The sequence below is a fragment of the Streptomyces sp. GQFP genome (assembly GCF_021545335.1).
In the GTDB taxonomy this organism is placed as follows: Bacteria; Actinomycetota; Actinomycetes; order Streptomycetales; family Streptomycetaceae; genus Streptomyces.
In genome coordinates, this window is record NZ_CP089312.1 from 1980791 (window position 1) to 2005018 (window position 24228).

General features: G+C 71.3%; 19 protein-coding genes and 1 pseudogene. 9 read left to right on the forward strand and 11 right to left on the reverse strand.

Annotated features, from left to right (window positions below; translation table 11 throughout):
* The first annotated feature begins 8 nt into the window (after positions 1–8).
* Complete coding sequence (locus LUX31_RS08645; RefSeq protein WP_235474192.1) at positions 9–2153, forward strand: beta-galactosidase; 2145 nt, start codon at positions 9–11, stop codon at positions 2151–2153.
* A 64-nt stretch (positions 2154–2217) separates the two neighbouring features.
* On the opposite strand, the gene LUX31_RS08650 is transcribed toward LUX31_RS08645, so the two are convergent.
* Together LUX31_RS08650 and LUX31_RS08655 are read right to left on the reverse strand one after the other, a co-directional pair.
* Positions 2218–2676, reverse strand: coding sequence for an SDR family NAD(P)-dependent oxidoreductase (locus LUX31_RS08650; RefSeq protein ID WP_235474193.1), 459 nt, complete (start codon positions 2674–2676; stop codon positions 2218–2220).
* Between the two features lie 70 nt (positions 2677–2746).
* On the reverse strand, positions 2747–4111 hold the full coding sequence (locus LUX31_RS08655) for an FAD-dependent oxidoreductase (RefSeq protein WP_235479843.1): 1365 nt from the start codon (positions 4109–4111) through the stop codon (positions 2747–2749).
* Between the two features lie 410 nt (positions 4112–4521).
* Between LUX31_RS08655 and LUX31_RS08660 the strand changes: the two genes are divergently transcribed.
* A complete protein-coding gene (locus LUX31_RS08660; protein WP_235474194.1) occupies positions 4522–7344 on the forward strand; it encodes a discoidin domain-containing protein in 2823 nt (940 codons plus the stop codon).
* Between the two features lie 3 nt (positions 7345–7347).
* Here LUX31_RS08660 and LUX31_RS08665 read toward each other — a convergent pair whose 3' ends face one another.
* The 5 genes from LUX31_RS08665 to LUX31_RS08685 all read right to left on the reverse strand — a co-directional run bounded on the left by LUX31_RS08665 (position 7348) and on the right by LUX31_RS08685 (position 15018).
* Positions 7348–8553 (reverse strand): ABC transporter substrate-binding protein, encoded by a 1206-nt coding sequence (locus LUX31_RS08665; protein ID WP_235474195.1) that lies wholly within the window; start codon positions 8551–8553, stop codon positions 7348–7350.
* The gene (locus LUX31_RS08670; RefSeq protein WP_235474196.1) at positions 8550–9473 is read right to left on the reverse strand and encodes a hypothetical protein; all 924 of its coding nucleotides are present in this window, start codon (positions 9471–9473) and stop codon (positions 8550–8552) included. Before LUX31_RS08670 ends, LUX31_RS08665 begins: the two co-directional genes overlap by 4 nt.
* Positions 9470–10915 (reverse strand): VWA domain-containing protein, encoded by a 1446-nt coding sequence (locus tag LUX31_RS08675; protein WP_235474197.1) that lies wholly within the window; start codon positions 10913–10915, stop codon positions 9470–9472. Before LUX31_RS08675 ends, LUX31_RS08670 begins: the two co-directional genes overlap by 4 nt.
* 96 nt (positions 10916–11011) lie before the next feature.
* Entirely contained in the window at positions 11012–13351 is a 2340-nt protein-coding gene (locus LUX31_RS08680) for a tetratricopeptide repeat protein (RefSeq protein WP_235474198.1), read from the reverse strand.
* A complete protein-coding gene (locus LUX31_RS08685; RefSeq protein ID WP_235474199.1) occupies positions 13348–15018 on the reverse strand; it encodes a trypsin-like serine peptidase in 1671 nt (556 codons plus the stop codon). Before LUX31_RS08685 ends, LUX31_RS08680 begins: the two co-directional genes overlap by 4 nt.
* Before the next feature lie 106 nt (positions 15019–15124).
* On the opposite strand from LUX31_RS08685, the gene LUX31_RS08690 reads away from it, so the two are divergent.
* Complete coding sequence (locus LUX31_RS08690) at positions 15125–15481, forward strand: trypco2 family protein (protein WP_235474200.1); 357 nt, start codon at positions 15125–15127, stop codon at positions 15479–15481.
* Between the two features lie 9 nt (positions 15482–15490).
* Here the strand turns inward: LUX31_RS08690 and msrB are convergent, their stop codons facing one another.
* The 4 genes from msrB to LUX31_RS08710 form a co-directional block, all read right to left on the reverse strand.
* Positions 15491–15898 (reverse strand): peptide-methionine (R)-S-oxide reductase MsrB, encoded by a 408-nt coding sequence (msrB, locus tag LUX31_RS08695; RefSeq protein ID WP_235474201.1) that lies wholly within the window; start codon positions 15896–15898, stop codon positions 15491–15493.
* A gap of 13 nt (positions 15899–15911) precedes the next feature.
* Positions 15912–17303 (reverse strand): UDP-N-acetylmuramate--L-alanine ligase, encoded by a 1392-nt coding sequence (gene murC, locus LUX31_RS08700; RefSeq protein WP_235474202.1) that lies wholly within the window; start codon positions 17301–17303, stop codon positions 15912–15914.
* A 144-nt stretch (positions 17304–17447) separates the two neighbouring features.
* Positions 17448–17921, reverse strand: a complete 474-nt coding sequence (locus tag LUX31_RS08705; RefSeq protein WP_235474203.1) for an indole-3-glycerol phosphate synthase — start codon at positions 17919–17921, stop codon at positions 17448–17450.
* Between the two features lie 157 nt (positions 17922–18078).
* Complete coding sequence (locus LUX31_RS08710) at positions 18079–18915, reverse strand: pyrimidine reductase family protein (protein WP_235474204.1); 837 nt, start codon at positions 18913–18915, stop codon at positions 18079–18081.
* Positions 18916–18952: 37 nt separating this feature from the next.
* On the opposite strand from LUX31_RS08710, the gene zapE reads away from it, so the two are divergent.
* The 6 genes and pseudogenes from zapE to LUX31_RS08740 form a co-directional block, all read left to right on the forward strand.
* Entirely contained in the window at positions 18953–20062 is a 1110-nt protein-coding gene (gene zapE, locus LUX31_RS08715) for a cell division protein ZapE (protein WP_235474205.1), read from the forward strand.
* A gap of 209 nt (positions 20063–20271) precedes the next feature.
* Positions 20272–20670, forward strand: a complete 399-nt coding sequence (locus tag LUX31_RS08720) for a hypothetical protein (protein WP_235474206.1) — start codon at positions 20272–20274, stop codon at positions 20668–20670.
* A 91-nt stretch (positions 20671–20761) separates the two neighbouring features.
* Entirely contained in the window at positions 20762–21352 is a 591-nt protein-coding gene (locus LUX31_RS08725; protein ID WP_235474207.1) for a carbonic anhydrase, read from the forward strand.
* A gap of 26 nt (positions 21353–21378) precedes the next feature.
* Positions 21379–22839 (forward strand): SulP family inorganic anion transporter, encoded by a 1461-nt coding sequence (locus tag LUX31_RS08730; protein ID WP_235474208.1) that lies wholly within the window; start codon positions 21379–21381, stop codon positions 22837–22839.
* Positions 22840–22979: 140 nt separating this feature from the next.
* Positions 22980–23771: a slipin family protein gene (locus LUX31_RS08735; RefSeq protein WP_235474209.1), complete on the forward strand. Its 792-nt coding sequence runs from the start codon at positions 22980–22982 to the stop codon at positions 23769–23771.
* A gap of 161 nt (positions 23772–23932) precedes the next feature.
* Positions 23933–24116, forward strand: a pseudogene (locus LUX31_RS08740) (Tat pathway signal sequence domain protein); the annotation flags it as partial.
* Positions 24117–24228: the final 112 nt, after the last annotated feature.

Genomic DNA, 24228 nt, shown 5'->3' on the forward strand with positions numbered 1-24228 from the left:
TTGACTTCATGGCGGTTCTGCCCGCCCGCGTCCTGTTCGGCGCCGCGTACTACCACGAGTACCAGCCCACCCACGGCCCCGAGTACCGTCCCGGCGAACAACTCAAGGCCGACCTGGACCTGATGGCCGACGCCCGGTTCACCGTGATCCGGGTCGGCGAGTCGGTCTGGTCGACCTGGGAGCCGGAGAACGGCCGCTTCGACCTCGACTGGCTGGAGCCGGTGCTCGACGGTGCCCATGAGCGCGGAATCGGCGTGGTCCTCGGGACACCGACGTACGCCGTGCCGCCGTGGCTGGCCCGCCAGTACCCGGAGATCACCGGTGAGCGAGCCACCGGGCAGCGGATCGGCTGGGGCGCCCGGCAGGAGGTGGACTTCACGCACCCCGCGTTCCGGTTCCACGCCGAGCGGGTGATCCGGAAGATCGTCGCCCGGTACGCCGGCCACCCCGCGGTCATCGGCTTCCAGGTCGACAACGAACCCGGCAACGAACTCCTGCACAACCGGGGCGTGTTCGAGCGCTTCGTCGACCATCTCCGGGAGAAGTACGGGGACATCGAGACCCTGAACCGCGAATGGGGGCTCGTCTACTGGTCGCACCGCCTGTCCGCCTGGGCCGACCTGTGGACCCCCGACGGCAACGTCCAGCCTCAATACGACGTCGCCTGGCGGGAGTTCCAGGCCCGCCAGGTCACCGAGTTCATCGGCTGGCAGGCGGACATCGTCCGGGAGTACGCGAACCCGGACCAGTTCGTCACGACCTGCATCTCGTACACCCGCCCGGCCGTCCAGGACGACGAGCTGACCGACCGGCTCGACATCGCGTCGGGCAACCCGTACTACGACATGCAGGACGCCCTCGCGCTCCCCGACCGGACACCGGACGCGCACGCGCAGCGCTGGCGTACGACGGGCGTCTGGGCCCTCTACCAGACCGCCGACTGGATGTTCTCCTCCAAGCAGGCCCCGTTCCTGGTCACCGAGACCAACGCCTCGTCGATCGGTGAGCCCTGGCACAACCGCCCCGCCTACGACGGCCAGTGGCGTCAGGCCGCCTGGGCGCTGGTCGGGCGCGGGGCCAGGATGATCGAGTACTGGCACTGGCACACCCTGCACTTCGGCGCCGAGACCTACTGGGGCGGTGTCCTCCCGCACAGCGGCCGGCCCGGCCGTACGTACGCCGAACTGGCCCGGCTGGGCGCCGAGTTGGACGCGGCGGGCCCGCTGGTCGCCGGTCTCGAACCGGACGCCGACATCACGCTGGTCTACTCGACGCCCAGCAAGTGGCTGATGCAGAAGTATCCGCCGCTCGCGACCGGAGACGGCGGCCCCGACGACACCGCCTACCACCGGATCTTCGACCCCTTCTACCGGGGCGCCTTCGACGCCGGCCGCCAGGTCAGGATCGTGCACGCCCGCCAGCTCCACGACCCGAGCGGCGAACGGGAGGGCCTGAGCCCGGAGGAGGCGGTGGTCCGGCACCCGGTCCTGGTCGTCCCGGCGCTGTACGTCGTCGACGACACGACCCTCGACTGGCTCGCCGCGTACGCCCACGCGGGCGGCCACCTGGTCCTCGGCCCGCGCACGGCGTACGCCGACCACGAGGCGCGGGCCCGCCACGAACCCGCCCCCGGGCGCCTGGTGGACGCGGCGGGCGTCACCTACGACGAGTTCAGCAACCTGACCGACGGGATCCCGGTGCGTGGCGTGCCCGGCGGCCCGCTCCAACTCCCGGACGGCGCAACGGCGTCGCACTGGGCCGACGGTCTCACCGTGACCGACGCCGAGCCGCTGGTGACGTACGACCACCCGCACTTCGGCCGCTGGCCGGCGGTCACCACGCGCCGCCACGGCTCGGGCCAGGTGACGTACGTCGGCACGGTCCCGGGCCGCGACCTCGCCCGGGAGCTGGCCACCTGGCTGACCCCGGCCGCCCGCAGCGCCTGGGGGAACCTCCCGGTCTCGGTCACGGCGACCACCGGTACGGCGGAGGACGGACGGCGCGTGCACATCGTCCACAACTGGAGCTGGGAGCCGGTGCGCGTCACGGCCCCGGCCGACCTGACGGACGTACTGAACGGCGGTAGTCCGGTCGCGGCGGGCAGCCAACTGGAGCTCGGCGCCTGGGACGTACGGGTGTTCAGCTCCAACTGATCAGCGGGCAGGGCCTGTTGACGTCACGCGACGCCAACAGGCCCTCCCGGTCGGCGGCGGCCGGTCACAGCAGCGAGTAGCCGCCGTCGACCGTGATCGTCGTACCGGTCACATAGGCCGAGGACTCGGAGGCCAGGAAGAGACAGATGCCGGGGAGGTCGTCGGGGGTGCCCCAGCGGCCCAGTGCCGTGTGGTCGACGATGCCGCTGTCGCGCTCCGCGCTGCGCCGCCAGTGCGCGCCGAGCCCGGTGTCGAACCAGCCGAGAGCCACCGTGTTGACGGTGATCCCGCGCGGCCCCAACTCCTGTGCCAGCGCCCCCACCAGGGACTGGACGCCGCTCTTGGACGCCGAGTACGCGGCGAGGCCGCCCTTGGGCCGGTCGCCAAGGACGGACCCCGTGACGATGATCCGCCCTCCGGCGCCCATCACCGCGGCGCCCGCCCGTGCCCGAGGAACGTCCCGGTCAGGCCCGGACTCCAGCAAGATCGACGCGGCGGCCGACAGGCTGTAGGACGTCTGCACGTCGTAGCGGGAGAGGAAGACGCGCTGGGGCCCTGCCGTACGACGACGGCTGGGCCCCAGCGTGTGTCGCTCAGTCCCCCGACTCCCCCGGCTCCTCCAGTGCCTCCGGCGGCCGGGTCGGTGTCGGTCCGGGTGGACCGAACAGCACCGCGCGGGCCACGGGTGGCGCGAACAGGGCGGAGACGGGCGCGGAGAGGGTCAGTACGGCGCGGAAGGCGCGGCCCACGACGGGGTCGCCGGGGGACCGCTCCGTGACCCGGCGCAGATACCAGTCCGCGACGCGGTCCGTGGGCGCGCCCTCGACCGCGGTGCCGACCGCGCCCGGCATCTTGCGGTCCGCCCCGGCGGAGATGTCCCACGCGAGCCGGGACGCCGCGAGGAGCGCCTGCTGCACGCGGCGCGTGGTGGGCGTCCGGCGCGGGTCGGCGAGCGCGTCGCGCAGGGCGACCGCGCTCATCGCGGCGACGGCCATGCCCTGCCCGTAGATCGGGTTGAAGGTGCACAGGGCGTCGCCGGTGGCGAGGAAACCGGCCGGGCGGCGGCCGGGCAGGTCGTAGCGGCGGCGGGTGTTCGCGGTCCGCCGGTAGCCGAACGCCGATGAGAGCGGTTCGGCTTCCTCGATCCACCGGTCCAGGAGCGGATGCCCCAGCCGCTTGGCGTATGTCTCGAACTCGTCGTCGCCCCGGGGCGGTTCGTCGCCGCGCAGCCCCGAGACGATGACCAGATGGCTGCCGTCCTCCAGCGGCAGCGCACCGCCGCCGTGGACCTGTTCGGGGTTGGGGTAGACGTAGTAGCCGAGGGTGTCGCCGCCGAGGACACCGTCCCTGCCCCGGTAGACGCGGGAGGCATAGGCGAGCCCGGTGTCGATGGTCTCCTCGTGCGGGGCCTCGGCGCCGAGCGCGGCGAGCCACTGCGGGGCCTTGGTGCCGCTGCCGGAGGCGTCGACGACGAGATCGGCCTCCAGCGCCCGGTGCTCCGCGTCGGCACCGTCGGCGCGGTCCCGCAGCAGCACGCCCCGCACCCGCGAGGCGTCACCGAGCAGCCCGACCGCGTCGGTGCCCTCCAGCACGCTGATCACCGGGTCGGCGAGAACGCGCCGCCGCACCAGCCCCTCCAACTGCGCACGGGAACCGGTGTAGATGTGCGTCGACGGGGGCACCCGGCGCAGCCAGCGGCCGTTCTGCCACAGCACCAGGTCCGACGGCAGGCCGACCCGTGGCGCCCCCGCCTCCCGCAGCTCCTCCAGGAAGCCCGGCAGCAGCGACTCCAGGGCCGACTGCCCGCCCTGCAGCAGGACATGTGGATGCCGGCTCTGCGGCACGCCGGGCCGTGCCCCGGTGCCGTCCGGGAACCGGTCGCGCTCGACGACGGTCACCCGGTCTGCGTGCCCGGCCAGGACGTGCGCCGCGAGAAGCCCCGCGAGACTCCCGCCCACAACGACCGCGTGCCGCCCGCCCCGACCGCCGCTCTCGCCCCAACCGCCCGCCCCTAAGACAGAGTTCACCGATCCGCTCCCCTGGTCGCATTGTCGTGAGAGGCCACAAGTATCCCGCTGCACGGGGCAGGTTGACCGTGTTCCCGCCCTTCGGCGCGTCCCGTCGACCGGTCGGACCGGACGCCTGGACAGGGGCCCGTCCACGGCTCGGCCGAAGTGATCGCCGAGAACGGCATGCCTCGCTCCCACACGCCCCCACCTGGCTGCCGCGCTCCCCCCGCCACCCCTCCGCACATGGACGGAACCTGTTCCCGCCCATGCCATCATTCGTGACGCAACACCCTATTCAGGGGCAAAGTCAATAGCTCATCCGCCGCTGGACGGGCCGCAGTTGAGTTGAAGGGACAGCGATGCCACTACGAATCCACCCCGGAAGGGGCCGGGCCGGGCGTCGTCGCAGCGGTCGGCCGATTCCGCCCGTCCTCGTGGGTGTCCTCGCCCTGGCGACGGCACTCGTCCCCGCTCTGGCCGTCCCGGCCGCGCAGGTGCCCCGAGCGGCTGCCGCGGGAGTGCCCGACCGGCCCTGTCTGCGGGACGCCGGGGACCCGGCCTGGGCTCCCTCGACCACCCGGCCGGACCGGGACAACCCCTTCCGGGCCTACGTCGCCAACGGCCTGCTCGGCCAGCGCGTTCCCTCCAACGGCATGGGCTACGACGCCACCGGTGAGCGGACCGGCTGGCCCCTCTACACCCCGGCCTACGACGGCGCCTTCGCCGCGGGCCTCTACGCCCGCGACCCGGCCGTGGCCAAGGGGTTCCAGGTCGCCGCCGCCCTCCCCACCTGGTCGACGCTCACCGTGGGCGTCGGCGGCGACACCTTCACCTCGCGGACACCCGCCGCCGCGATCTCGGGATACCGCCAGACCCTGTTCCAGCGCTGCGGACTCGTCCGTACGTCCCTGACCTGGACCGCCGCCGACGGCCGGGCCACGGACCTGGTCTACGACATCACCACCGACCGCAACAACCCGCACGTGGGCACCGTACGGCTGCGCATGGTGCCCCACTGGCGCGGCCGGACCACCGTCACCGACGTCCTGGACGGCGCCGGGGCGCGACGGATCACCAGGACCGGCGGCGGGCCCCGGCCCGGCAGCGCGGACCGGACCATCGGTCTCTCCTTCCGCACCGACGGCACGAACGTGGACGGCGCGGTCGCCTCCACCCTCGTCCTCGGCGACAGCGCCGCCCGCGCCGGTGTCGACCGGTCCGACAGGCCTCGGCGCCAGACCGGTCGACGCGCCGCCGACGTCGGCTCCGAGAGCCAGTCCGCCACCGTCGCGGTCGAGCCGGGCCGGTCGTACGAGTTCGTCAAGTACGTCGGTGTGGACACGGAGTTGACGTCCGGGCTGCCGGAACGCGCCGCGCTCGACGCCTCCCGGTGGGCCGCCACGCGCGGCTGGGACACGCTCTTCGGCGAGCACGCCAGGGCCTGGAACGAGCTGTGGCGCGGCGGTATCGAGGTGCCCGGCCGTCCGGACATCCAGGCCTGGCTGCGGTCCTCCCTGTACGGGGTGCTGTCGGCCACCCGGCCGGGCACCGCCACCAGCGTGTCGCCGGTCGGCCTGACCAGCGACAACTACGCGGGGCTGGTCTTCTGGGACGCCGAGACGTGGATCCACCCGGGCCTGCTGGCGTTCCACCCGGAGCTGGCGCGGACGATCGTGGAGTACCGGTACCGGACCATGCCAGCGGCCGGGGCCAATGCCGCCCGGCTCGGCCACCGGGGACTGTTCTACTCGTGGACCAGCGGCAGCGACGGCGACCTGGCCGCCGAGTGCCACAGCGTGGACCCCGACCACTGCCGGATGCAGAACCATCTGCAGAGCGACATCTCCCTCGCCGTCTGGCAGTACTACCTGGTGACGGGCGACACGGCCTGGCTGCGCGGCCGTGGCTGGCCTCTGCTGAAGGGCATCGCGGACTTCTGGGCGAGCCGGGTCACCGCCAACTCCGACGGCTCGTACTCGATCAACCATGTGGCGGGGCCCGACGAGTACAGCAACGACGTCAACGACGGCGTCTTCACCAACGCCGGCGCCGCGGTCGCCCTGCGCAACGCGACCCGCGCCGGACAGCTGCTCGGCGAGCCGGTGCCGGAGGAGTGGACCAGGATCGCCGACCGGCTGCGCATTCCCTACGACGCGGACACCGGCGTCTACCTCCAGTACGCGGGGTACGACGGGACGAAGCCGATCAAGCAGGCCGACACGGTGCTGCTGATCTATCCGCTCGAATGGCCCATGGACGACGCGAGGAAGGCCCGGACCCTCGACTACTACGCGCGGCGCAGCGACCCCGACGGCCCGGCCATGACGGACTCGGTGCACGCCGTCGACGCCGCCGAGATCGGCGCGCCCGGCTGTGCGACGTACACCTATCTCCTGCGCGCCTACCGGCCGTTCGCCCGCGATCCGTACGCGCTGTTCGCCGAGGCCCGGGGCGAGAAGGCCGGGGCGTCCGACCCGCTGGCGGGCCAGCCCGCCCAGGACTTCCTGACCGGCAAGGGCGGCTTCCTACAGGCCTTCACCCATGGCCTGACCGGGCTGCGCTGGCGCGAGGACGGCATCCGGCTGGACCCGCTGCTGCCGCCACAGCTCAAGGACGGGGTGACCCTGCGCGGTCTGCGCTGGCAGGGGCGCACCTTCGACATCGCCGTCGGGCCGGAGCAGACCACCGTCCGGCTGACCGGCGGGGAACCGATGCGCGTGGACTCGCCGGAGGGCGATCGGCTGGTGAGCGAGTCCGTACCGGCCGTCCTCAAGACCCGGCGCCCGGACCGCGACCCCACCGACAACCTGGCGCGCTGCGCCCGGATCAGCGCCTCGACCGAGGAGCCGGGCGCCTACGCGGTGGCGGCGGTGGACGGCAACGACACCACCTTCTGGTCGCCGGACGCCACCGAAGGAGCCGTGACGCTCGATCTGCGCCGGACCCGACCGCTCACCCATGTCGCCCTGCGCTGGCGGGACCCGCTCCCGGCCACGTACTCGGTCGAGGTCTCCCGGGACGGCGACAGCTGGACGCGGGTACGGCCCGACGGAGCCGCGGGCATGCTCAGCCAGCCGGTGAACGCCCGGTACGTCCGGGTCAGCGCACAGGGCGGTGCCGACGACCGGCCGGCCCTGGAGGAGCTGATCGTCAGGGGTGACGACGACCGCTCCGGTCGCTGACCTCTAACTGCAGACGGGAAGTGTCGTGCCCTGGTCGACGCGTAGTCGTTCCAGGGCCGCCAGCTCGGCGTCGAGCGTCTTCGGTGCGATGAGGTAGCGGAGCACCGCCTGCTGGAACGCGTCACGCAGGGCGCGTGGCATCGCGTCCGAAGCGTCCCAGCAGAGGGTCCCGTCCAGTCCACGAAGCGTCGAGGCGACCCTCCCCTTCACGGTCTTCGTGTCGATCGGCGGTGAGGCGCCCGTGTTCACCGTGTATTCCGGCAGTTCGGTCTCGGGGGAGGCCAGATAGCGGATCAGCTGTTCGGCCTCCTCGCTCTTGTTCAGCATGACCGCGAGGTCGCCGGAGGCCTCCCAGGATTTGGCGGCTTTGCGAGCCTCGGGGATCACCTCGGCGGAGTGGACGAAGTCGCCGTCGGCCTTCTTCCAATCGGTGGCGCGGAACGACCCTTGGTGCTCAAGGAGTTGCGGTGAGCAGGTCTTCGTGTAGTCGGCCTTCAGCCCCTTTTCCATGGAGTCCTGGTCGTCCGCGCCCACCATCTCGCCCCAGGTCTGCCATGCCTTCCTCACGTGCCCTTTCCTCCAGTCGAGCTTGCCGGTCGCCCAATCCCCGTACGTCTTGGGGCCCGCCTGCTGCAGCAGGATGTCCTCCACCCAGTCGGTGCCCGGCCAGCCGGAGGTCGCGCCGGACTCCATGGCCAGGCACCACTTGCCGGGGGTGCGGGCGAACTCGGCGACCTTCTCCTCATTCGACTTCGAGTGCCACACCATGCTCTTCAGACCGGCCTTGACCGGCAGCCAGTACCTGCTCTTCCGGCCTTCCTGCGGCGTCACTTCGGGTGCCCAGAACTCGTCGTACCGACCGGCTTCGAACAAGGCGCCCAGCGGGTGGAGTCGGCCCTCGTCCGCGTAGGTCATCAGTTCGCCCGGCCCCGGGACCACCGCCACGTCGGGCGGGGAACCGGAGGCGATGCCGGCGGCCAGCACCTGGCTCAGGGCGGAGCTGCCCTGGTAGACGACCTCGATGCCGTGGTCGTCCTTGAACCGTTCGAGGACGTCCTTGAACTGCTTCTCCTCCTCACCGCTCCAGTTGGCGAGCAGGGTCAGCGGGCCCTTGTCCTGCGCCCAGCGCACCCCAGTGACGACTCCGGCCGCGAGCAGGATCAGACAGGCGCAGACGATGCCGAGGTTGCGGGGTCGTGGTCGTCTCATCGCGACGCCTTGAACCGGTACTCCGCGATGCGCGGCCACAGCCCCGCCACCATCAGCGCCATCAGCAACGCCCCTTCGATCAGTACCCAGTTGGACAACGCTGCCCAGAGGCCGACGTTCTCCATCTTGACCTCCGCGTGGGCGGCGAAACCGGGGATCTCATCCGCCGACTTCGGCTGGAGGAGTCCGTCGAGAGTGCCGTTCATCGCCGTATGTGCCCCCAGCGTGAGCCAGCCCAGGACTGCCACTACGGCCAGGCACAGGACGGTCGCGGCGAGCAGCGGCGGGTGCACGGAGTGGCGGAACCGGCGCCGTGCGAACCACTGCGCCTCCACCAGCGCCGCGCACAGCGCGACGTACAGCACCAGGACCGCGCTCCAGCCCAGCCGCAACGGCAAGGGGAAGGACGCCTGCCCCTCGGCCTTCTTCACTTGTTCGGCCCGCAGATCCTTGAGGCGGTCCATGATGTCCCCGTCAGATTCGGAGCTGAGCACCCGGCCCGCGTAGTGCAGGTAGACGCCTCTCAGCACAGAGTCGTCTCCCTCCTTGCCGGAGCGCTCCACAAAGCCCGAGTAGACGGCGATCAGCCCGGTGACGGTCTGCAGGGTGTGGCGGCCCTCGATACCGGTGACGTTCTCCGAAGCCGCCCGCGCGAGGCTCTGGTGCGCGACCGAGATCTGGGTGTGGAACTCACCGGTCGTGTCATCCGTCGCCCCGGCGCCGCTGACGACCTTGTTCGCCGTTCTCATCGCGTGCATCGCGGTGTCGACCGCCAGGATCCCCGGGGTGCTCGACGATGCCATCGGCACGGTGTCGTCGTGCACACCCCGGTACGCGCCGAACAGTACGAGGGTGGCGGCGGCCCCGAGGGCCAGCAGCAGCCGGAGTCTGCGCGTCAGGTCCCGCCCGGTGGTGCTCATGGCCGCTCTCCGAAGGGGTGCCGGCACGACCCGCAGTACTGTGCGGTAACCGGCGCGTTCGTCCCGCAGGCCGGGCACGGCATCACACCGGCTCCAGGGTTCGTGCCGGCGCCGGGGGCCGACTCCGGGCCGTACGTGCTGTGACTGCTCGCGGCGATCAAGCGCTCGAAGTCGATGGCCGCCACGCCGGCACGGAGCCTGACCAGCCCGGCTGTGGCGTCGACGATCTCCACCAGCTGTTCCAGCCGGCTGAGCTGCACGGCGGCGCCCATGGCATGGGCGAGCTGCACCGCCCGGCCCAACTTCCGCTCCGCCAGGTCGTGTTCACCTTTGCGGTGGGCGTCGGTCGCGGCCGCGATGGCCTCGCCGAGCAGCCGATGCTGCTCGAAGTGCTCGACCTGGACGTCGGTGTACAGGGACTGGACCGGGTCGTCGGTCCAGTGCACGACGCAGGGCAGGGGCGTCGGCAGCCGCACGCCTTCGCCACCGGGCACGTCGACGGCCACGACTGCGATCTGGCGGTCCTCCCGGGGCTGGCGGCCGGCGGGGTCGGCCGCGAGGCACAGCTGGTAGCGGCGGGTCTCGTCACCCCACGCACGGGTGACGAACCGCTGTGTCCCGCCGTCCTGCCCGGTGCCGGGAACGAGTTCGGCCTCGGTCGGGAAGACCTGCTTGACGTAGCGGACCGTGGCCCCGTCCTTGGGAGTCACGGAGATCGCCAGCTCGGGAACGCTCTTCGTGAGCAGACGGTCCATCAGCCTCTCGTACTCCCCCGGAAGGGCGGACTCCTCTTGTACCGAGGCGGCGCTGCCGTGCAGGCGGCGGGTGATGTCCAGGAGTTCCCGCCCGTCCCAGCCGTCGCCGATGCCCCAGGCGTCGCACACGAAGCGCCCCGCGCACGCCTCCAGAACGCCCTCCAGCGGCATCAGCTCGTCGTGCTGGTTCTTGCCGTCGGTGAGCAGCAGGACATGTCCGATCGGCGCGGCCTGCTCCGTCAGCAGTCGACGGCACAGGTCGAGCCAGGTACCGATACAGGTGCCGCCTCCCTCGACCAGCCGGCCCACGGCGTTCTCCGCCTCCGCGCGCTGCCGGGCGTCCGCCCGGGCCATGGCTGTGGTGGTCGGGTAGACCATGGCCGCCGATTCCGCGCCCCGGACCACCGCGAACGGGGTGCCGTCCGGCAGCATCCGCAGCGCCGCCACGGCCGCCTGTTTGGCGGCGCGGAGCTTCTCCTGCGGCCAGGCCATCGAGCTGGAGCAGTCCACGGCCAGCACCTGGGCGAGCACGGGGCCCGGCCCTCCGCCGCCCTCCGTGCCATCGACCCGGACGGTCAGGATGGCGTGCATCTCCGGTTCACTCGCCTTGGCGGACAGGTATTTCGACTGGCTGATCTCCAGCCCGACCGTGATCTGCCCCGCCTTCTCGCTTCCGACCACGCGCACGCCCGGTACACCTCCGTTCACGGATGTGTCTGTGTCCACTGTGTCCGTGCTCCTCGCCCTCGTCCTCAGTCGCCGGTCCGCTCGCCGCCCCGCCCCTCACACCGTCCGCCGCCACCCCCGAAGCAGTTCCCGGAGGCCGACGGTCTCGGGGAGGGTCGCGTACGCCCGGTCCAGCAGGTCACCGCGCTCGCCGGTGCTCCCCGCCTGGTCCGCGAGTCTCTTCAGCGACCGGGACAGCAGCTCGCCCAGCGCCCTCGGTGTGTCCGCCGGCCCGAACAGCTCCCCGGCGGGGAAGTCCGGTCCCCATCCCCCGGGCGGACGGCAGGTGACGGCATGTCCCCGGACCTCGGTGACCAGCCGGTCCCAGGCTCCGCTGCCGTCGAGGTGCAGCGTGGTCGGCGGTCTCCTCAGCCCTTGCAGCCGCTCGGCGGCCTCGCCGAGCTGGGCCGCGGTGGGGCCGGCACCGGGAAGCCGGCCGGTGAGCACCCGGATCGCGGCGACGCGTGCGGCGTCGTAGTGCCGTGACGTCGTCGGTACTTCGTCGAGTACGCCGACGGCCTCCTCCCGGTCGCCCCGGCGAAGGTGGATCCGGGCGAGCCCGAAGGCCGCGCTGCCCTGGGTCCGGTCGCGCCGCCAGACGGCCTCGTAGTACTCCTCGGTGTACTCCGCGTACTCCTCGGTCTGCCGCTCCCCGGCCCCGGCGGTGGCCGCGAGGTGTTCCGCGCAGTAGCCGAGTGCCAGCTTCGGCGCGGACTCACCGGGCAGGGTGGCGTAGGTGGCGGCGAACTCGCACTCCGCCTCGCGCACCTGACCACTCGTCAGATGCAGCAGCCCCTGGTGCCAGAAGATCCGCCAGTCGTAATCCCGGCTCAGCCCACGGGCCTTCCCCACCCACCGGTCGGCCTTGTCCACGTCCCCGGCGTCCAGATAGGCGCGGCACAGCCACAGCGCGGTCTCCACGGTGTACAGCGCCGAGTCCCGTTCCGCCTGCTCCGCGACGCGCTCCGGGTTGTCGGCGGCGAGTCCGCCGAGCAGTACGGCGGCGGCGTCCCGGGGGTCGGGAACGGGGACGGGCAGCGCGCGGGCCGCGTCCCGGGGTTCCGGCGCGCCGATGGGCAGTTCCGGCGCGTCGGAGCTGGAGCGCCGGGTCCAGTGGTCGAGTGCCGGCACCGTGCCGAGAGCCGAGCCGAACAGCGCCGCCGTCGGTTCGAAGCAGGTGGAACGCTCCGGATACGGCTCGTGCCCGCTGAGGGCCTGATGCTCCCGGAGCACCTCCCAGAGCTGGCGGGACATCTCGGCCGCGGAGGTGAAGCGGGCGGCCGGCTCCGGGTGGGTGGCGCGTCGGATCAGTGCGTCGAAGGAACGGGCGGCGAGTCCGGCGGCCGGCAACGCACGGACGGCGAGGGTCTTCAGGGTCCGGCCGACGGTGTAGAGGTCGGTGTCGACCTGGAAGCCGCGCTCGTCGCGTTCCGTCTTCGGCGGTGCGTAGTCCGGGGTGTAGACCAGGCTGGAGGAGCGGTCGTCGATCCGGCGGATGGCTCCGAGGTCGATGACCTTGATCTCACGCCCGTAGTGGATGACGTTGTCGGGCTTCATGTCGCAGTACAGCAGGCCCTGGTCGTGCAGGTACTCGAAGGCACCGAGGATCTTGCAGCCGTAGGTGAGCACATGGCCGAACTCGAACGATCCGCCGAAGAGCCGCGCCAGTTCCTCGTCCGAGGCATGCCGGATCCAGGCGAGGGAACGGCCGCCGACGTACTCCATCACGATGTACCCGGTGGGTTCCTTCTCGCCGGGCACCTGATGGTGCACGTACGTGACGATGCGGACGATGTCCCGGTGGTGGAGCGTGGTGAGTGAGCGGCGCTCCTCGACGGCCGACCGCCGGGCGACGGCGTCCCCGGTGTTGATCAGCCCTTTGAGGACGACCAGGAGGTCCGGCACCCGGGTGTCCTCCGCGAGGTGGACCCAGCCGAGGCCGCCCACCGCGAGATAGCCGAGCACCCGGTAGTGGCCGCCGACCCGGTCGCCCGGGTGCAGTTTCGGCATGAAGGAGTACTCCGCACCGCACGCCGTGCAGAAGCCGTGGTCGGGAGCCGGCCCTCCGTCGTAGGAGACACCGATGGTGGCGGTGCAGTTGTCGACGCCGCAGCGTCGGCCCCCGCTGGGTGAACGGGCGATGGTACCGGCGACTTCCGACGGATCCGGGGAGGGGACGCGGGGAAGGACCAGCAGACCGTCACGGTCCAACGCGGGGGCTGCCGCAGGGGCTGCCGACCGGTGCGAGGACCGCGCGGGCCCGGCGGCGGGCCGCGCCGGTAACCCCCGTACCGGGGCGGGCGGCCTGCGGGCGCAGGTGCCGCAGAAGCCCGTCACCATGATGTGGCCGCCCCGGCAGTCGGATCTGGGGCACGGCTCGGGTGATGACGTCATCATGAGGGGACACCCCCCTGGTTCCGGCCCGCGTCCCCGCGTTCGACTCTGCGCACATAGACGTCCACCGCGGCCTCGGCCGCCTGTACGTCGCACGGCCTGGCCCGCAGCAGTTCGTGGGCGCGGAGATAGAGCGCGTCCACCGCCAGGTCCTCCTCGCCCTGGGTGGCCTGCTGGTGCAGTACGTGGTAGCTCTGCAGTCGGCCGCGCAGTTCGTCGCGCCGGTCACGGAGCCGGTCGAGGGTGCCGATGGTCCTGGCCAGCCCGGCTGTCACCCGTTCGGCGAGCCGCTCGTACCGTGCCAGGTCGGGCCCGCGGCAGCCTTCACCCGCGGCGCCGGGCGCCCGGGTCAGGTCCGCGAGTGCGGCGTGGGCACTCACCAGGACCGAGTCCGCGTGACGGGTGTCCTCGGTCCGTACGGCGGCCATCCGCTCGTACAGCGCCGTGGCCAGCGGGCCGGTGGCGGTCTCCTCCAGCCGCGCGACCAGACGTGCGTGGCGCTGTCGGGCGGGCTCGGCCACCAGTTGGTACCGGGCGTGGCGGTGGGCGGCACCCGCGGTGCGGAAGACCAGCAGGAGGCGGCTGCCCTGGGCCCGGAGCATCTCCAGGAGGTCCAGGAGCGCCGGTGGGTCGACGGCCTCGTCGACCCCGACGACGATCAGTGTGAGGGTGACCTGCGCCGTCCTGATCCGTTCGGTCGGCGGGGCGCCCGGGTGCTGCCACAGCCCCATGCGCTCGGCGATCCGCTCCTCGATCTCGGCGGAGCTGAGTCCGGTGGCGTCCACGGCCAGGTCATGGCCGCCGGCCGAGGGGACGGTACCCGGCGGATCGAGCGACGCCCGGTCGACGGATGCCGAGGTGCGTAACTCCCGGTCGGCCAGGGTGATGGCGCGACGCAACGTGGCGGCCCGCGCGGCGTCGCCGCTGCGGACGAGGCTGATCTTCACCTGCTGCCCGTCGTCCCGGAGCCAGTCGGCGAGACGCTGCGCGAACGGCTCGTCGAGCAGGGCCTCCGAGGCGTCGTCGCCCGTGGATCTGAGTCTGTCGTCGACCGCGGTCCGGCCCGAGGTCCACTGGGCGATCTGCGGGAGGTGCCGGACGATGGTCTCGGCCGGGGTCATGAAGGAGAACAGGTTTCCGTGGCGGTCCTTGAGCCCGCTGAGAACCATCCCGATGACCTCGCCGGTCCGGCTGTCGACGACACCGGAACCGCTGCATCCCGGGCTGGCCAGCTCACCACGGCTCGTCGGGCTCAGCTGCACCTGGCCGTCACGCCCGCAGCCGCCGACGACGGTGGCCCGGAACCAGATGCCGCCGTTGTGGTCGTACGGGAAGCCGTACATCCGTACGGCCCGGTTCGGTGCGGACAGCCGGTGGAGCCGCGTCGTCTCTCCGGTGGGTCTGGAGTGTTCCAGTCTCAGCATTGCGACATCGCCACTGGGATCGCCGTCGGCGTCCCGGGTCTCCGGCACATACGCGTCCCCGTCCACCCATGCCACCACCGAGGGCACCGTATGGCCGGGCGCCCCGACGAACTCGGCGGTGACCCGGGCTCCCCGCTCCACCACATGGGCACAGGTGAGGACCTGATCGGGGCTCAGCAGAATGCCGGCGCCCGCGATCTCCCCGTTCGCCCGCCGAATACGCACCACCCAGGGCGGCGTCTCCATGGACGAATTGGTATGGATACCCCCGTCAGCAGCCACACCGTCACTATACGGTGGTGGTTGCGCATAGTGACGTGCAATGCAACAACAGGCTTTCGGGAGGTACGAGTTGCCGGATGTACCGGGGTTCGTGGGACTGGCCGAAGTGATCCGTCAGGTCCGGGGCGAACTGGAGGAGGCCCGCGAGGAAGCCCAGGGCCGGGCCTTGGGCTTCACCGTGGAGAACGTGAACCTGACGTTCATGGTCCAGGTGCACCGCTCCGGCACCGGCCGTGGCGGAGTCCGGATCGGAGTGGTCACAGCCGAACTCGGCGGCACAGTGGACCGCCAGACTACCCATCAGGTGCAGGTCGACCTGAAACCGGACGTGGGCGGCGAGCGGGTACGGGTGGGCCGGGGCGGCACACCACGCACCTCGGAGCCGGACGGCGGAACACCCCACCGCCCGGCGAACGATGAACGATGAACGAAGCCGTCAGCCCTCGCCGGGCGTCAGCCGCAGCGAGATGCTGTTGATGCAGTACCGCTGATCGGTCGGGGTCGGATACCCCTCACCCTCGAACACATGCCCGAGATGCGATCCGCACCGCGCACACCGCACCTCGGTCCGCACCATCCCGTGGGACCGGTCCGCGATCAGCTCGACCGCGTCGGTGTCCTTCGGGTCGAAGAAGCTCGGCCAGCCGCAGTGCGACTCGAACTTCGTGTCCGAGGTGAAGAGTTCGGCGCCACAGGCCCGGCAGGAGTAGACGCCCTTCGTCTTGGTGTCCGTGTACTCACCGACGAAGGCGGGCTCCGTGCCGGCCTGACGCAGGACCGTGTACTCGGCCGGCGTCAGCTCCGCGCGCCACTGCTCGTCCGGCTTGTCGACGTCGTACGACATGAAGGCCAACCCCTTACTTCTGTGCGAGACGATCCAGGATCCGCGGGCCCAGGTCCGTCACGTCACCCGCGCCCATGGTGAGAACGAGATCCCCGGGCTTCGCCATTCCCGCGACGACCTCGGGGACCTCGGCCTTGTCGGAGACGGCCGTCACATCGGCGCCCGCGACCCGCGCGGCGTCGATGATCAGCGTGCTGGTGACACCCGGGATCGGGTCCTCGCGGGCCGGGTAGATGTCGAGGACGACCGAGGCGTCCGCGAGCGCCAGCGACCCGCCCATCTCCTTGCCCAGCTCCTGGGTACGGGAGAAGAGGTGCGGCTGGAAGACCACCAGGATGCGCGCGTCACCGACCGCCGCCCGCATCGCCTCCAGGTCCGCCGTCATCTCGGTCGGGTGGTGCGCGTACGAGTCGATGACCTGGACACCCGCCGCCTCGCCCTTCAGCTGCAACCGCCGCTTCACGCCCGTGTACGCCGCCAGCGCGGGCGCCAGCTCTCCGGCGGGCACGCCCAGCGCGACGCCCGCGGCCAGCGCGGCGACCGCGTTGTGCGCGTAGTGCCGCCCGGGCACCGAGACCGTGAAGGTGAGCGGAGCCCCGTCCAGCTCGACGGTGACCTCGCTCTTGAGCCCCTGGGGCACGACGGACAGCACCCGCACATCGGCGTCGGCGGACTCCCCGTACGACACCACGCGCACGGAGTCGGGCAGCCGCCGCGTCAGCTCGCGGGCGCCGTCGTGATCGGCGGAGATCACGAGCGTCCCACCGGCCACGATCCGACCGGCGAACGTCTCGAAGGACTCGTAGATCTCGTCCATGGAGGCGTAGTTGGCGTGGTGGTCGAGCTCGACGTTGAGGACGATCGCGACCTCGGGCGCGTACTTGTGGAAGCTGCGGTCCGATTCGTCCGCCTCGGCCACGAAGATCTCACCGTCGCCGTGCAGGGCGTTCGAGCCGGGCGCGTCCAGATCACCGCCGATCGCGTACGAGGGGTTCAGCCCCAGCTCGCTCAGCGACACCGCCAGCATCGACGTCGTGGTCGTCTTGCCATGCGTACCCGCGACGGCGATCGGCCGCAGCCCGTCCATCAGCCGGGCGAGCGCGTCCGACCGGTGAACCACCGGGATCCCCAGCTCGGCCGCCCGCGCCAGCTCCGGATTGTCGGCCCGGATCGCGGAGGACACCACGACACACGTGGCGTCATCGGCGAGATGCCCGGCCGCATGCCCGATATGCACGGTCGCCCCCAGTGCCCGCAGAGCCGCGGCGGTCTCGGACTCCTTGGCATCACTCCCCGCCACAGAGGCCCCACGCTGAGCAAGGATCTTCGCGATCCCCGACATCCCGGCGCCACCAATGCCAATGAAGTGCGGTCGGTCCATGGCGGTAGGAAGGCCGGGTGCCATGCGCTTATCTCCCAGGTGCGGTACGACGACGGACCCCCAGCCTATTAGCCACGACTGACAGCACTTGACAAGGGACGCAGCGGATACCCACCCAGGGGCGCGGGGAACTGCGCGACCAGCCACAACGCACCCGCACCCGAAGAACTACGCCTTGCTGTGCGAGAACAACTTCAACACCGGCACGCCCACCTTGTGCCGAGCCCGAGAAGCCCAGTCCCGATGAAAGAACTCCTCCACGTAATGAGGATCGGTCAGCACGATCACCTCATCCGCCTCGACCTCGTCCACCAACCCCCGAAGCGCATCAAGCGGATGGTCCTCGACAATCCGCCCCTCCGCCTCGTTACCAGACCCCCGCAGCGCCGCCAGCGACACCTCCAACGCCTGCTCCCCCAACGCCGCCGCGTCCTTCCCCTCCGGCGCCTCCCGTTCGTGCGCCGCCTCGTCCAGCTCGCCGAGGGCGATGTCGTCGATGGCGCGCAGCAGCCGGTCGGCCTGGTCGCCACGGGGCTGGAGCAGTACGTGGAAGGCGACGTCCTCGTCGCCGTGCAAGGTGGTGACGAACTCCACGTCGGCGGACGTCAGGGCCTTCTCGATCATCAGTACGCTTGTGAACACGACAGGCGCCCTTCTCCTCCGTGGGCCGTCCGTAGGCCCCTGCGGAAACCATCCTGCCCCGTGATCGCACGGGGGCTGCGAGTTTTAGTGTGCCCAGCGAAAGACAAACGGAACGGAAGATTCCACATCGTGTCGGGTCATGCGGGACCCCCACACCTCATGGGCGGCGATACCGACTGAACAGGAAGCCCTCCTCCTCCAGCAAGGACACCAGTTCGAAGCGCCGGGGGACAGCCAACGAGGGCCCGCCCGAGATCCGCTGAGCGTCCCCCACGGTGAGCATCGGGGAGATCGTCAGGCACAGCTCGTCGAGCACACCGGCCGCCACCAGCTGCCCCAGCAGCCGCGGCCCGCCCTCGGCCAGCAGCCGGGTGTGACCGAGGCCGGCGAGGGCCTGTACGGCACGTGCCGGGTCCACGCCCATGCCGTCACCGGCGACGACCACCCGGGCGCCCGCCTTCTCGGCGGCGGCGACCCGGTCGGGGGCGGCCGCGGCACCCGTGAGGACCAGGGTGGGCACCAGGGGCGAGGTGAACAACGGGAGCGAGAAGTCCAGCTCGAGGCTCGCGCTGACGACCGCGATCGCCGCCGCCTCCCCCTGCCCGGCCGCCTCCCGGGCCTCGGCGAACTCGGCACGCGCGCGTGCCGGCCGATAACCCTCCTGGCGTACCGTTTCCGCACCGACGAGCACCACGTCCGCCAGCGCCCTCAGGGTGCCGAAGATCCGCATGTCGGAGGCGGAGGAGATGGGCTGGGAACGGCCGTCGTGCTGGGCGGCACCGTCGAGCGTGGACACCATGTTGGCCCGCAGCCAAGTTCCCGGGCCCCCGTTCCCCCGCTCGGGGTAGGCGTAGGCGGCGCCCAGCTCCGCCAGACTCCACTCACGGTCGACCGCCCCACCACCCCCGGGCGAACCACCGGCACCACCGGCATTCACGGCCCCTCCCGAGGCCCCGGTCACTGTCTCTTCGGTCACAGGGAACAGGCGTCGCATGTCAGGCAGTCTGGCATGCGGCTTAGCATGGTGAACCGTGCCTACCACCCCAGCCACCCCCGGATTCGGCCCGATAGCCGACGCGGCCACCCCGCTGTCCCTGTGCGTGCGTGAGCCGCACGTTCCCGCGGACCGGCTGGTCGCCGAGATGGTGCCGCCGCCCCGGTTCGACTCGGTGCGCTTCGGTACGTACATCCCGGACCCGAACCAGCCCAGCCAGACCGAGGCCGTGCGCGTCCTCGACGGCTTCGCCGGCGGGCTCGGCGGGGCGCACGCCCTGGGGGGCGGCAAGCGGGGATTCTTCGGGTTCGGGAAGGCCAGGGCGCCCAAGCTGCCCGCCGGGCCCCGTGGGGTCTACCTCGACGGCGGCTACGGCGTCGGCAAGACCCACCTCCTCGCCTCCCTCTGGCACGCCACCCCGGCCGAGCCCGCGCTCAAGGCCTTCGGCACCTTCGTGGAGCTGACGAACCTCGTCGGCGCCCTCGGGTTCCAGAAGACCGTGCAGACACTCAGCGGCCACCGGCTGCTCTGCATCGACGAGTTCGAGCTGGACGACCCGGGCGACACCGTCCTCGTGTCGACCCTGCTCGGCAAGCTCGTCGACGCGGGCGTCGCGCTCGCCGCCACCTCGAACACCCTGCCGGGCAAGCTCGGCGAGGGCCGGTTCGCGTCGGCCGACTTCCTGCGCGAGATCCAGGGCCTGTCCGCCCACTTCCGCGCACTGCGCATCGACGGCGAGGACTACCGCCACCGCGGGCTGCCCCAGGCCCCGGCGCCGTACTCCGAGGAGCAGGTGACCAAGGCCGCGTACGCCACCGAGGGCGCGTCGCTCGACGACTTCCCGCACCTCCTCGACCACCTCGCCCGCGTGCACCCCAGCCGGTACGGCGCCCTCACGGACGACCTGAAGGCCGTGTGCCTCACCGACGTACGGCCGGTTCCCGACCAGTCGACGGCGCTGCGGCTCGTCGTGCTCGCCGACCGGCTCTACGACCGCGAGGTCCCGGTGCTCGCCTCCGGCATGCCCTTCGACCAGCTGTTCAGCGAGGAGATGCTGAACGGCGGCTACCGCAAGAAGTACTTCCGCGCGATCTCCCGCCTGACCGCTCTGGCCCGCGACGCCAAGGGCCTCGTGGAGCCCGCGTAGAGCCCTCATGGGCCCCACCCTCCCACCACACGAACTGCCGCAGGTCAAGGGCCAGTTCGCGTCATCCCACCCGCGCTTTCAGGCTCTCTTCAGCACGAAACGCTAAGTTAACCCTGCAAACAACTTCGCAGGGTTAACGTGTTTCTTGACCAGTGGTTGACCAACCATTGACGCGCGTAAGAGATCTCGAACCGCCTGGAGGGGGGCGCATGTTCCGAGGTGCTACGGCCAGGACCGTGATTTCGCTCCTCGCCGCCGCCCTGCTGGCCCTCCAGTTCTTCGCTCCCACCGCGTCCTTCGCATCCGCGCACACAGCCCGTCACGCCGTGGCCAAGACCGAGCCCCGAAACAAACCCCGGGCGGAAGCCCTGCGCGACGAGTACGTTACCTGCGGTAATGACGGCCGTCCCAACGACCCGAGCTGGCCCCTGCGCATCCGTGACCGGCATCGAATCGTCGATGCGGGCCCCGAGACGCCCGAGCGCCCGCCCCTCGCAGCGGACCCCACGGCCCCGCACGAACCGGAAGCGCGCGTCACATCCCGCCATCAGGCGCCCAGATCCCTGACCGCGCACACCCCGGCCGCACTCCAGGTGTTCCGCTGCTGACAGCAGAGACGTCCCCCCACGCTCTGTCACTCACGTCCGACTGTCATGTACGTCCGACGCGCCATCGAGGCGCGCCAGGAGGAGTCACCACATGCAGCCCCTCATCGACAACGCCCGCACCTTCGGTCAGCGCCCTGAGGAGTTCGCCAAGCTCGCCGAAGGCCAGTCCCCCCAGGTCCTGTTCATCACCTGCTCCGATTCCAGGGTCGTCCCGGCCCTGATCACAGGTGCCAGGCCGGGCGAACTCTTCGAGCTGCGCACCGCCGGCAACATCGTCCCCCCATACGCCTCCGGCCGCCCCACCGGCGAGGCGGCCACGATCGAGTACGCCGTGGAGGTCCTCGGCGTCAGCGACATCGTGGTCTGCGGCCACTCCCACTGCGGTGCCGTCGGCGCCCTGGTGCGCGGCGACGACCTCACCGCCGTACCCGCCGTACGCGACTGGCTCGCGCACGCCGCAGGGGAACCCGGGGCGACCACCGCGTCCGACACCGACGACCCGACGGTCGCGGCGGGCGTCCAGAACCACGTCCTGACCCAGCTGCTGCGGCTGCGCTCCTACCCCTGTGTGGAGCAACGTCTGGCGAAGGGCCAACTGCGCCTGCGCGGCTGGTACTACGAGGTCCACACCGGGTCCGTACGCGAACACCGGGCCGCCACCGACGCGTTCGAAGCGCTGTGAGGGCCGCCATGACCAGCCTCACCAAAATGGCCAAGTTCCCTCATCTGCGGCAGGACTTCGCCGCCTCGCTCGTCGTGTTCCTGGTCGCCCTGCCGCTGTGCGTGGGCGTCGCCGTCGCCTCCGGTGTGCCGGCCGAACTCGGCCTGGTCACCGGCATCGTGGGCGGCATCGTCACCGGACTCCTGCCGGGCAGCAGCCTCCAGGTGTCCGGGCCCGCCGCCGGCCTCACCGTGCTCGTCTTCGAGGCCGTACGGGAGCACGGTCTGGCCGCCCTCGGGGTGATCGTGCTCGCCGCCGGCCTGCTCCAGCTCGCCATGGGCGCCCTGAAGCTGGGGCGCTGGTTCCGGGCGATATCCGTGTCCGTCGTCGAGGGCATGCTGGCCGGAATCGGGCTCGTGATCATCGCCGGGCAGCTGTACGCGGCGGCCGGGCTGAAGGCGCCCGCCGCCGGGCTCGACAAGATCGTCGGGCTGCCCGAGGCCGCCGCGAAGGCCGTGGGGAGCACCAGCGCGCTGGCCTCGCTGGCCGTCGGCGCGGGCACGATAGCCGTGATCGTGCTGTGGCAGCGGCTGCCCAAGAAGGTGCGGGCGGTGCCGGGCGCGCTCGCGGCGGTGGTCCTGGCGACCGTCGTCACCCTCGTCTTCAGCCTGCCGGTGGCGACCGTGGAGGTGAAGGGCCTGCTGGACGCCGTCCAGCTGCCCGGCCTCGGCGCCTTCGGCGAACTGGCGAGCCTGAGCGTGCTCGGCACGGTCGTGGCGTTCACGCTGATCGCGTCCGCCGAGAGCCTGTTCAGCGCGGCCGCGGTGGACCGGCTGCACGACGGTCCGCGCACCCAGTACGACAAGGAACTGATGGCGCAGGGCGCCGGCAACACCGTGTGCGGGCTGCTGGGCGCGCTGCCGATGACCGCGGTGATCGTGCGCAGCTCGGCGAACCTGCAGGCGGGCGCGCGGACGAAGGCGTCCCGGGTCATGCACGGCGTATGGCTGCTGCTGTTCGCGGCGCTGCTGCCCGGCGCGCTGGCGCTGATCCCGTTGCCCGCGCTGGCCGGCATCCTCGTCCACGCGGGCTGGAAGCTGATCCCGCTGCGCGGGGTCGTCTCGCTCTGGCGCGAGCACCGCGGTGAGGCGCTGATACTCGTCGTCACGGCCGTGGCGATCGTGTCCGTGAACATGTTCGAGGGCGTGCTGATCGGTCTCGCCCTGTCGGTGGGCAAGACCGCCTGGGAGGCCTCGCATCTGAAGCTCGATGTCATAGACAAGGGCGCCGGGCCCGTCCAGGCGTATCTGTCGGGCAACGCGACCTTCCTGCGGCTGCCGAAAATACTGGACAGCCTGGAGGCGCTGCCCCAGGACCGGCCCATCGAGCTGGACCTGTCGGGCCTGCACCACCTGGACCACGCCTGCCGCACGGCCCTGGAGAGCTGGGCGGAGCGGCACAGCGCGGCCGGGACGGAACCGGTCAGGATGATGACGCCGACGCCGTAACCTCCACGGCCTTCGTATGTCTCGTATGTCTCGCATGTGAGGTTGCCCGGTCCGAGGCTCGCCCCGAGCCCCGGACCGGGCATATCGTTTGTTAAAGGTGCCGATCGGCACATACGGGACGGCTGCGAGGGGTCGTCATCATGCTTGAGGAATTGCTGGCCGCGGCCATCGCCGCCGGAGCCGCCGGGCTCGTCTACGTCGGGGCGGCGGCACGGGTCGTCAAGCAGTACGAACGCGGGGTCGTCTTCCGGCTCGGCCGGCTCGCCGGGGACGTACGACGGCCCGGTTTCACGATGGTGGTCCCGCTCGTGGACCGGCTGCACAAGGTCAACATGCAGATCGTCACGCTGCCGGTGCCCGCGCAGGAGGGCATCACGCGGGACAACGTGACCGTGCGCGTGGACGCGGTCGTCTACTTCAAGGTGATCGACGCGGCGAACGCGCTCGTCCAGGTCGAGGACTACCGCTTCGCGGTCTCCCAGATGGCGCAGACGTCCCTGCGCTCGATCATCGGCAAGAGCGACCTCGACGACCTCCTCTCCAACCGCGAGAAACTCAACCAGGGTCTGGAACTGATGATCGACAGCCCGGCGATGGGCTGGGGTGTGCAGATCGACCGGGTCGAGATCAAGGACGTCTCCCTGCCCGACACGATGAAGCGCTCGATGGCCCGCCAGGCCGAGGCCGACCGCGAACGCCGGGCCCGGATCATCAACGCGGACGCCGAACTGCAGGCCTCGAAGAAGCTCGCGGAGGCCGCCGAGGTCATGTCCGACCAGCCCGCCGCGCTCCAACTCCGGCTGCTCCAGACGGTGGTGGCGGTCGCGGCCGAGAAGAACTCGACACTCGTCCTGCCCTTCCCGGTGGAACTGCTCCGCTTCCTGGAACGGGCACAGGCCCAGCAGCCGCCTCCAGGCGGGTCATCGGGGTGAGGCGCGCTACGCGCGTGGTTACCAAGGTCCGTACGGCGTGATACACACAGCAAGGTCACAGTCCTGTCCGCCAGCAGGAAGGTCGCCTCCCCCTGTCCGCATTCGGCACGCCCGAACTCGACGACACCTCAACAGCCGTTGCCACCAAGGCAGTTGACGGCCTGACGGCAGTCGACGCATCCCCCGCCTCCCGACGCCAGGTCCTCGCCCGCACCGGCGCCCTGGGTGCCTGCATCGCCTTCACCGGAGCCCTCTCCGAACTCTTCGCCGGCACCGCCGCCGCGCAGGGCATCGGCCACTCCGGCTACGGTCCCCTGGTTCCCGACCCGACGGGCCTGCCGACTTCGCCCTCCAGTGCCGCCCACCGGCCACGAGCCCCACCGGGCGCTGTACACGTCGCTAGGACCTCTCGGCGGCTGGCGCACCCCGCTCCCGTGCCGGAGGATCGAAGGACCGG

Excerpts from the sequence above, each read along its gene's own strand:
- LUX31_RS08645 (WP_235474192.1), top strand. The coding sequence starts at position 9 with ATGGCGGTTCTGCCCGCCCGCGTCCTGTTCGGCGCCGCGTACTACCAC.
- LUX31_RS08660 (WP_235474194.1), top strand. The coding sequence starts at position 4,522 with ATGCCACTACGAATCCACCCCGGAAGGGGCCGGGCCGGGCGTCGTCGC.
- LUX31_RS08665 (WP_235474195.1), bottom strand. The coding sequence starts at position 8,553 with ATGAGACGACCACGACCCCGCAACCTCGGCATCGTCTGCGCCTGTCTG.
- LUX31_RS08670 (WP_235474196.1), bottom strand. The coding sequence starts at position 9,473 with ATGAGCACCACCGGGCGGGACCTGACGCGCAGACTCCGGCTGCTGCTG.
- LUX31_RS08680 (WP_235474198.1), bottom strand. The coding sequence starts at position 13,351 with ATGATGACGTCATCACCCGAGCCGTGCCCCAGATCCGACTGCCGGGGC.
- LUX31_RS08685 (WP_235474199.1), bottom strand. The coding sequence starts at position 15,018 with ATGGAGACGCCGCCCTGGGTGGTGCGTATTCGGCGGGCGAACGGGGAG.
- msrB (WP_235474201.1), bottom strand. The coding sequence starts at position 15,898 with ATGTCGTACGACGTCGACAAGCCGGACGAGCAGTGGCGCGCGGAGCTG.
- murC (WP_235474202.1), bottom strand. The coding sequence starts at position 17,303 with ATGGCACCCGGCCTTCCTACCGCCATGGACCGACCGCACTTCATTGGC.
- LUX31_RS08710 (WP_235474204.1), bottom strand. The coding sequence starts at position 18,915 with ATGCGACGCCTGTTCCCTGTGACCGAAGAGACAGTGACCGGGGCCTCG.
- LUX31_RS08720 (WP_235474206.1), top strand. The coding sequence starts at position 20,272 with ATGTTCCGAGGTGCTACGGCCAGGACCGTGATTTCGCTCCTCGCCGCC.
- LUX31_RS08725 (WP_235474207.1), top strand. The coding sequence starts at position 20,762 with ATGCAGCCCCTCATCGACAACGCCCGCACCTTCGGTCAGCGCCCTGAG.
- LUX31_RS08730 (WP_235474208.1), top strand. The coding sequence starts at position 21,379 with ATGGCCAAGTTCCCTCATCTGCGGCAGGACTTCGCCGCCTCGCTCGTC.
- LUX31_RS08735 (WP_235474209.1), top strand. The coding sequence starts at position 22,980 with ATGCTTGAGGAATTGCTGGCCGCGGCCATCGCCGCCGGAGCCGCCGGG.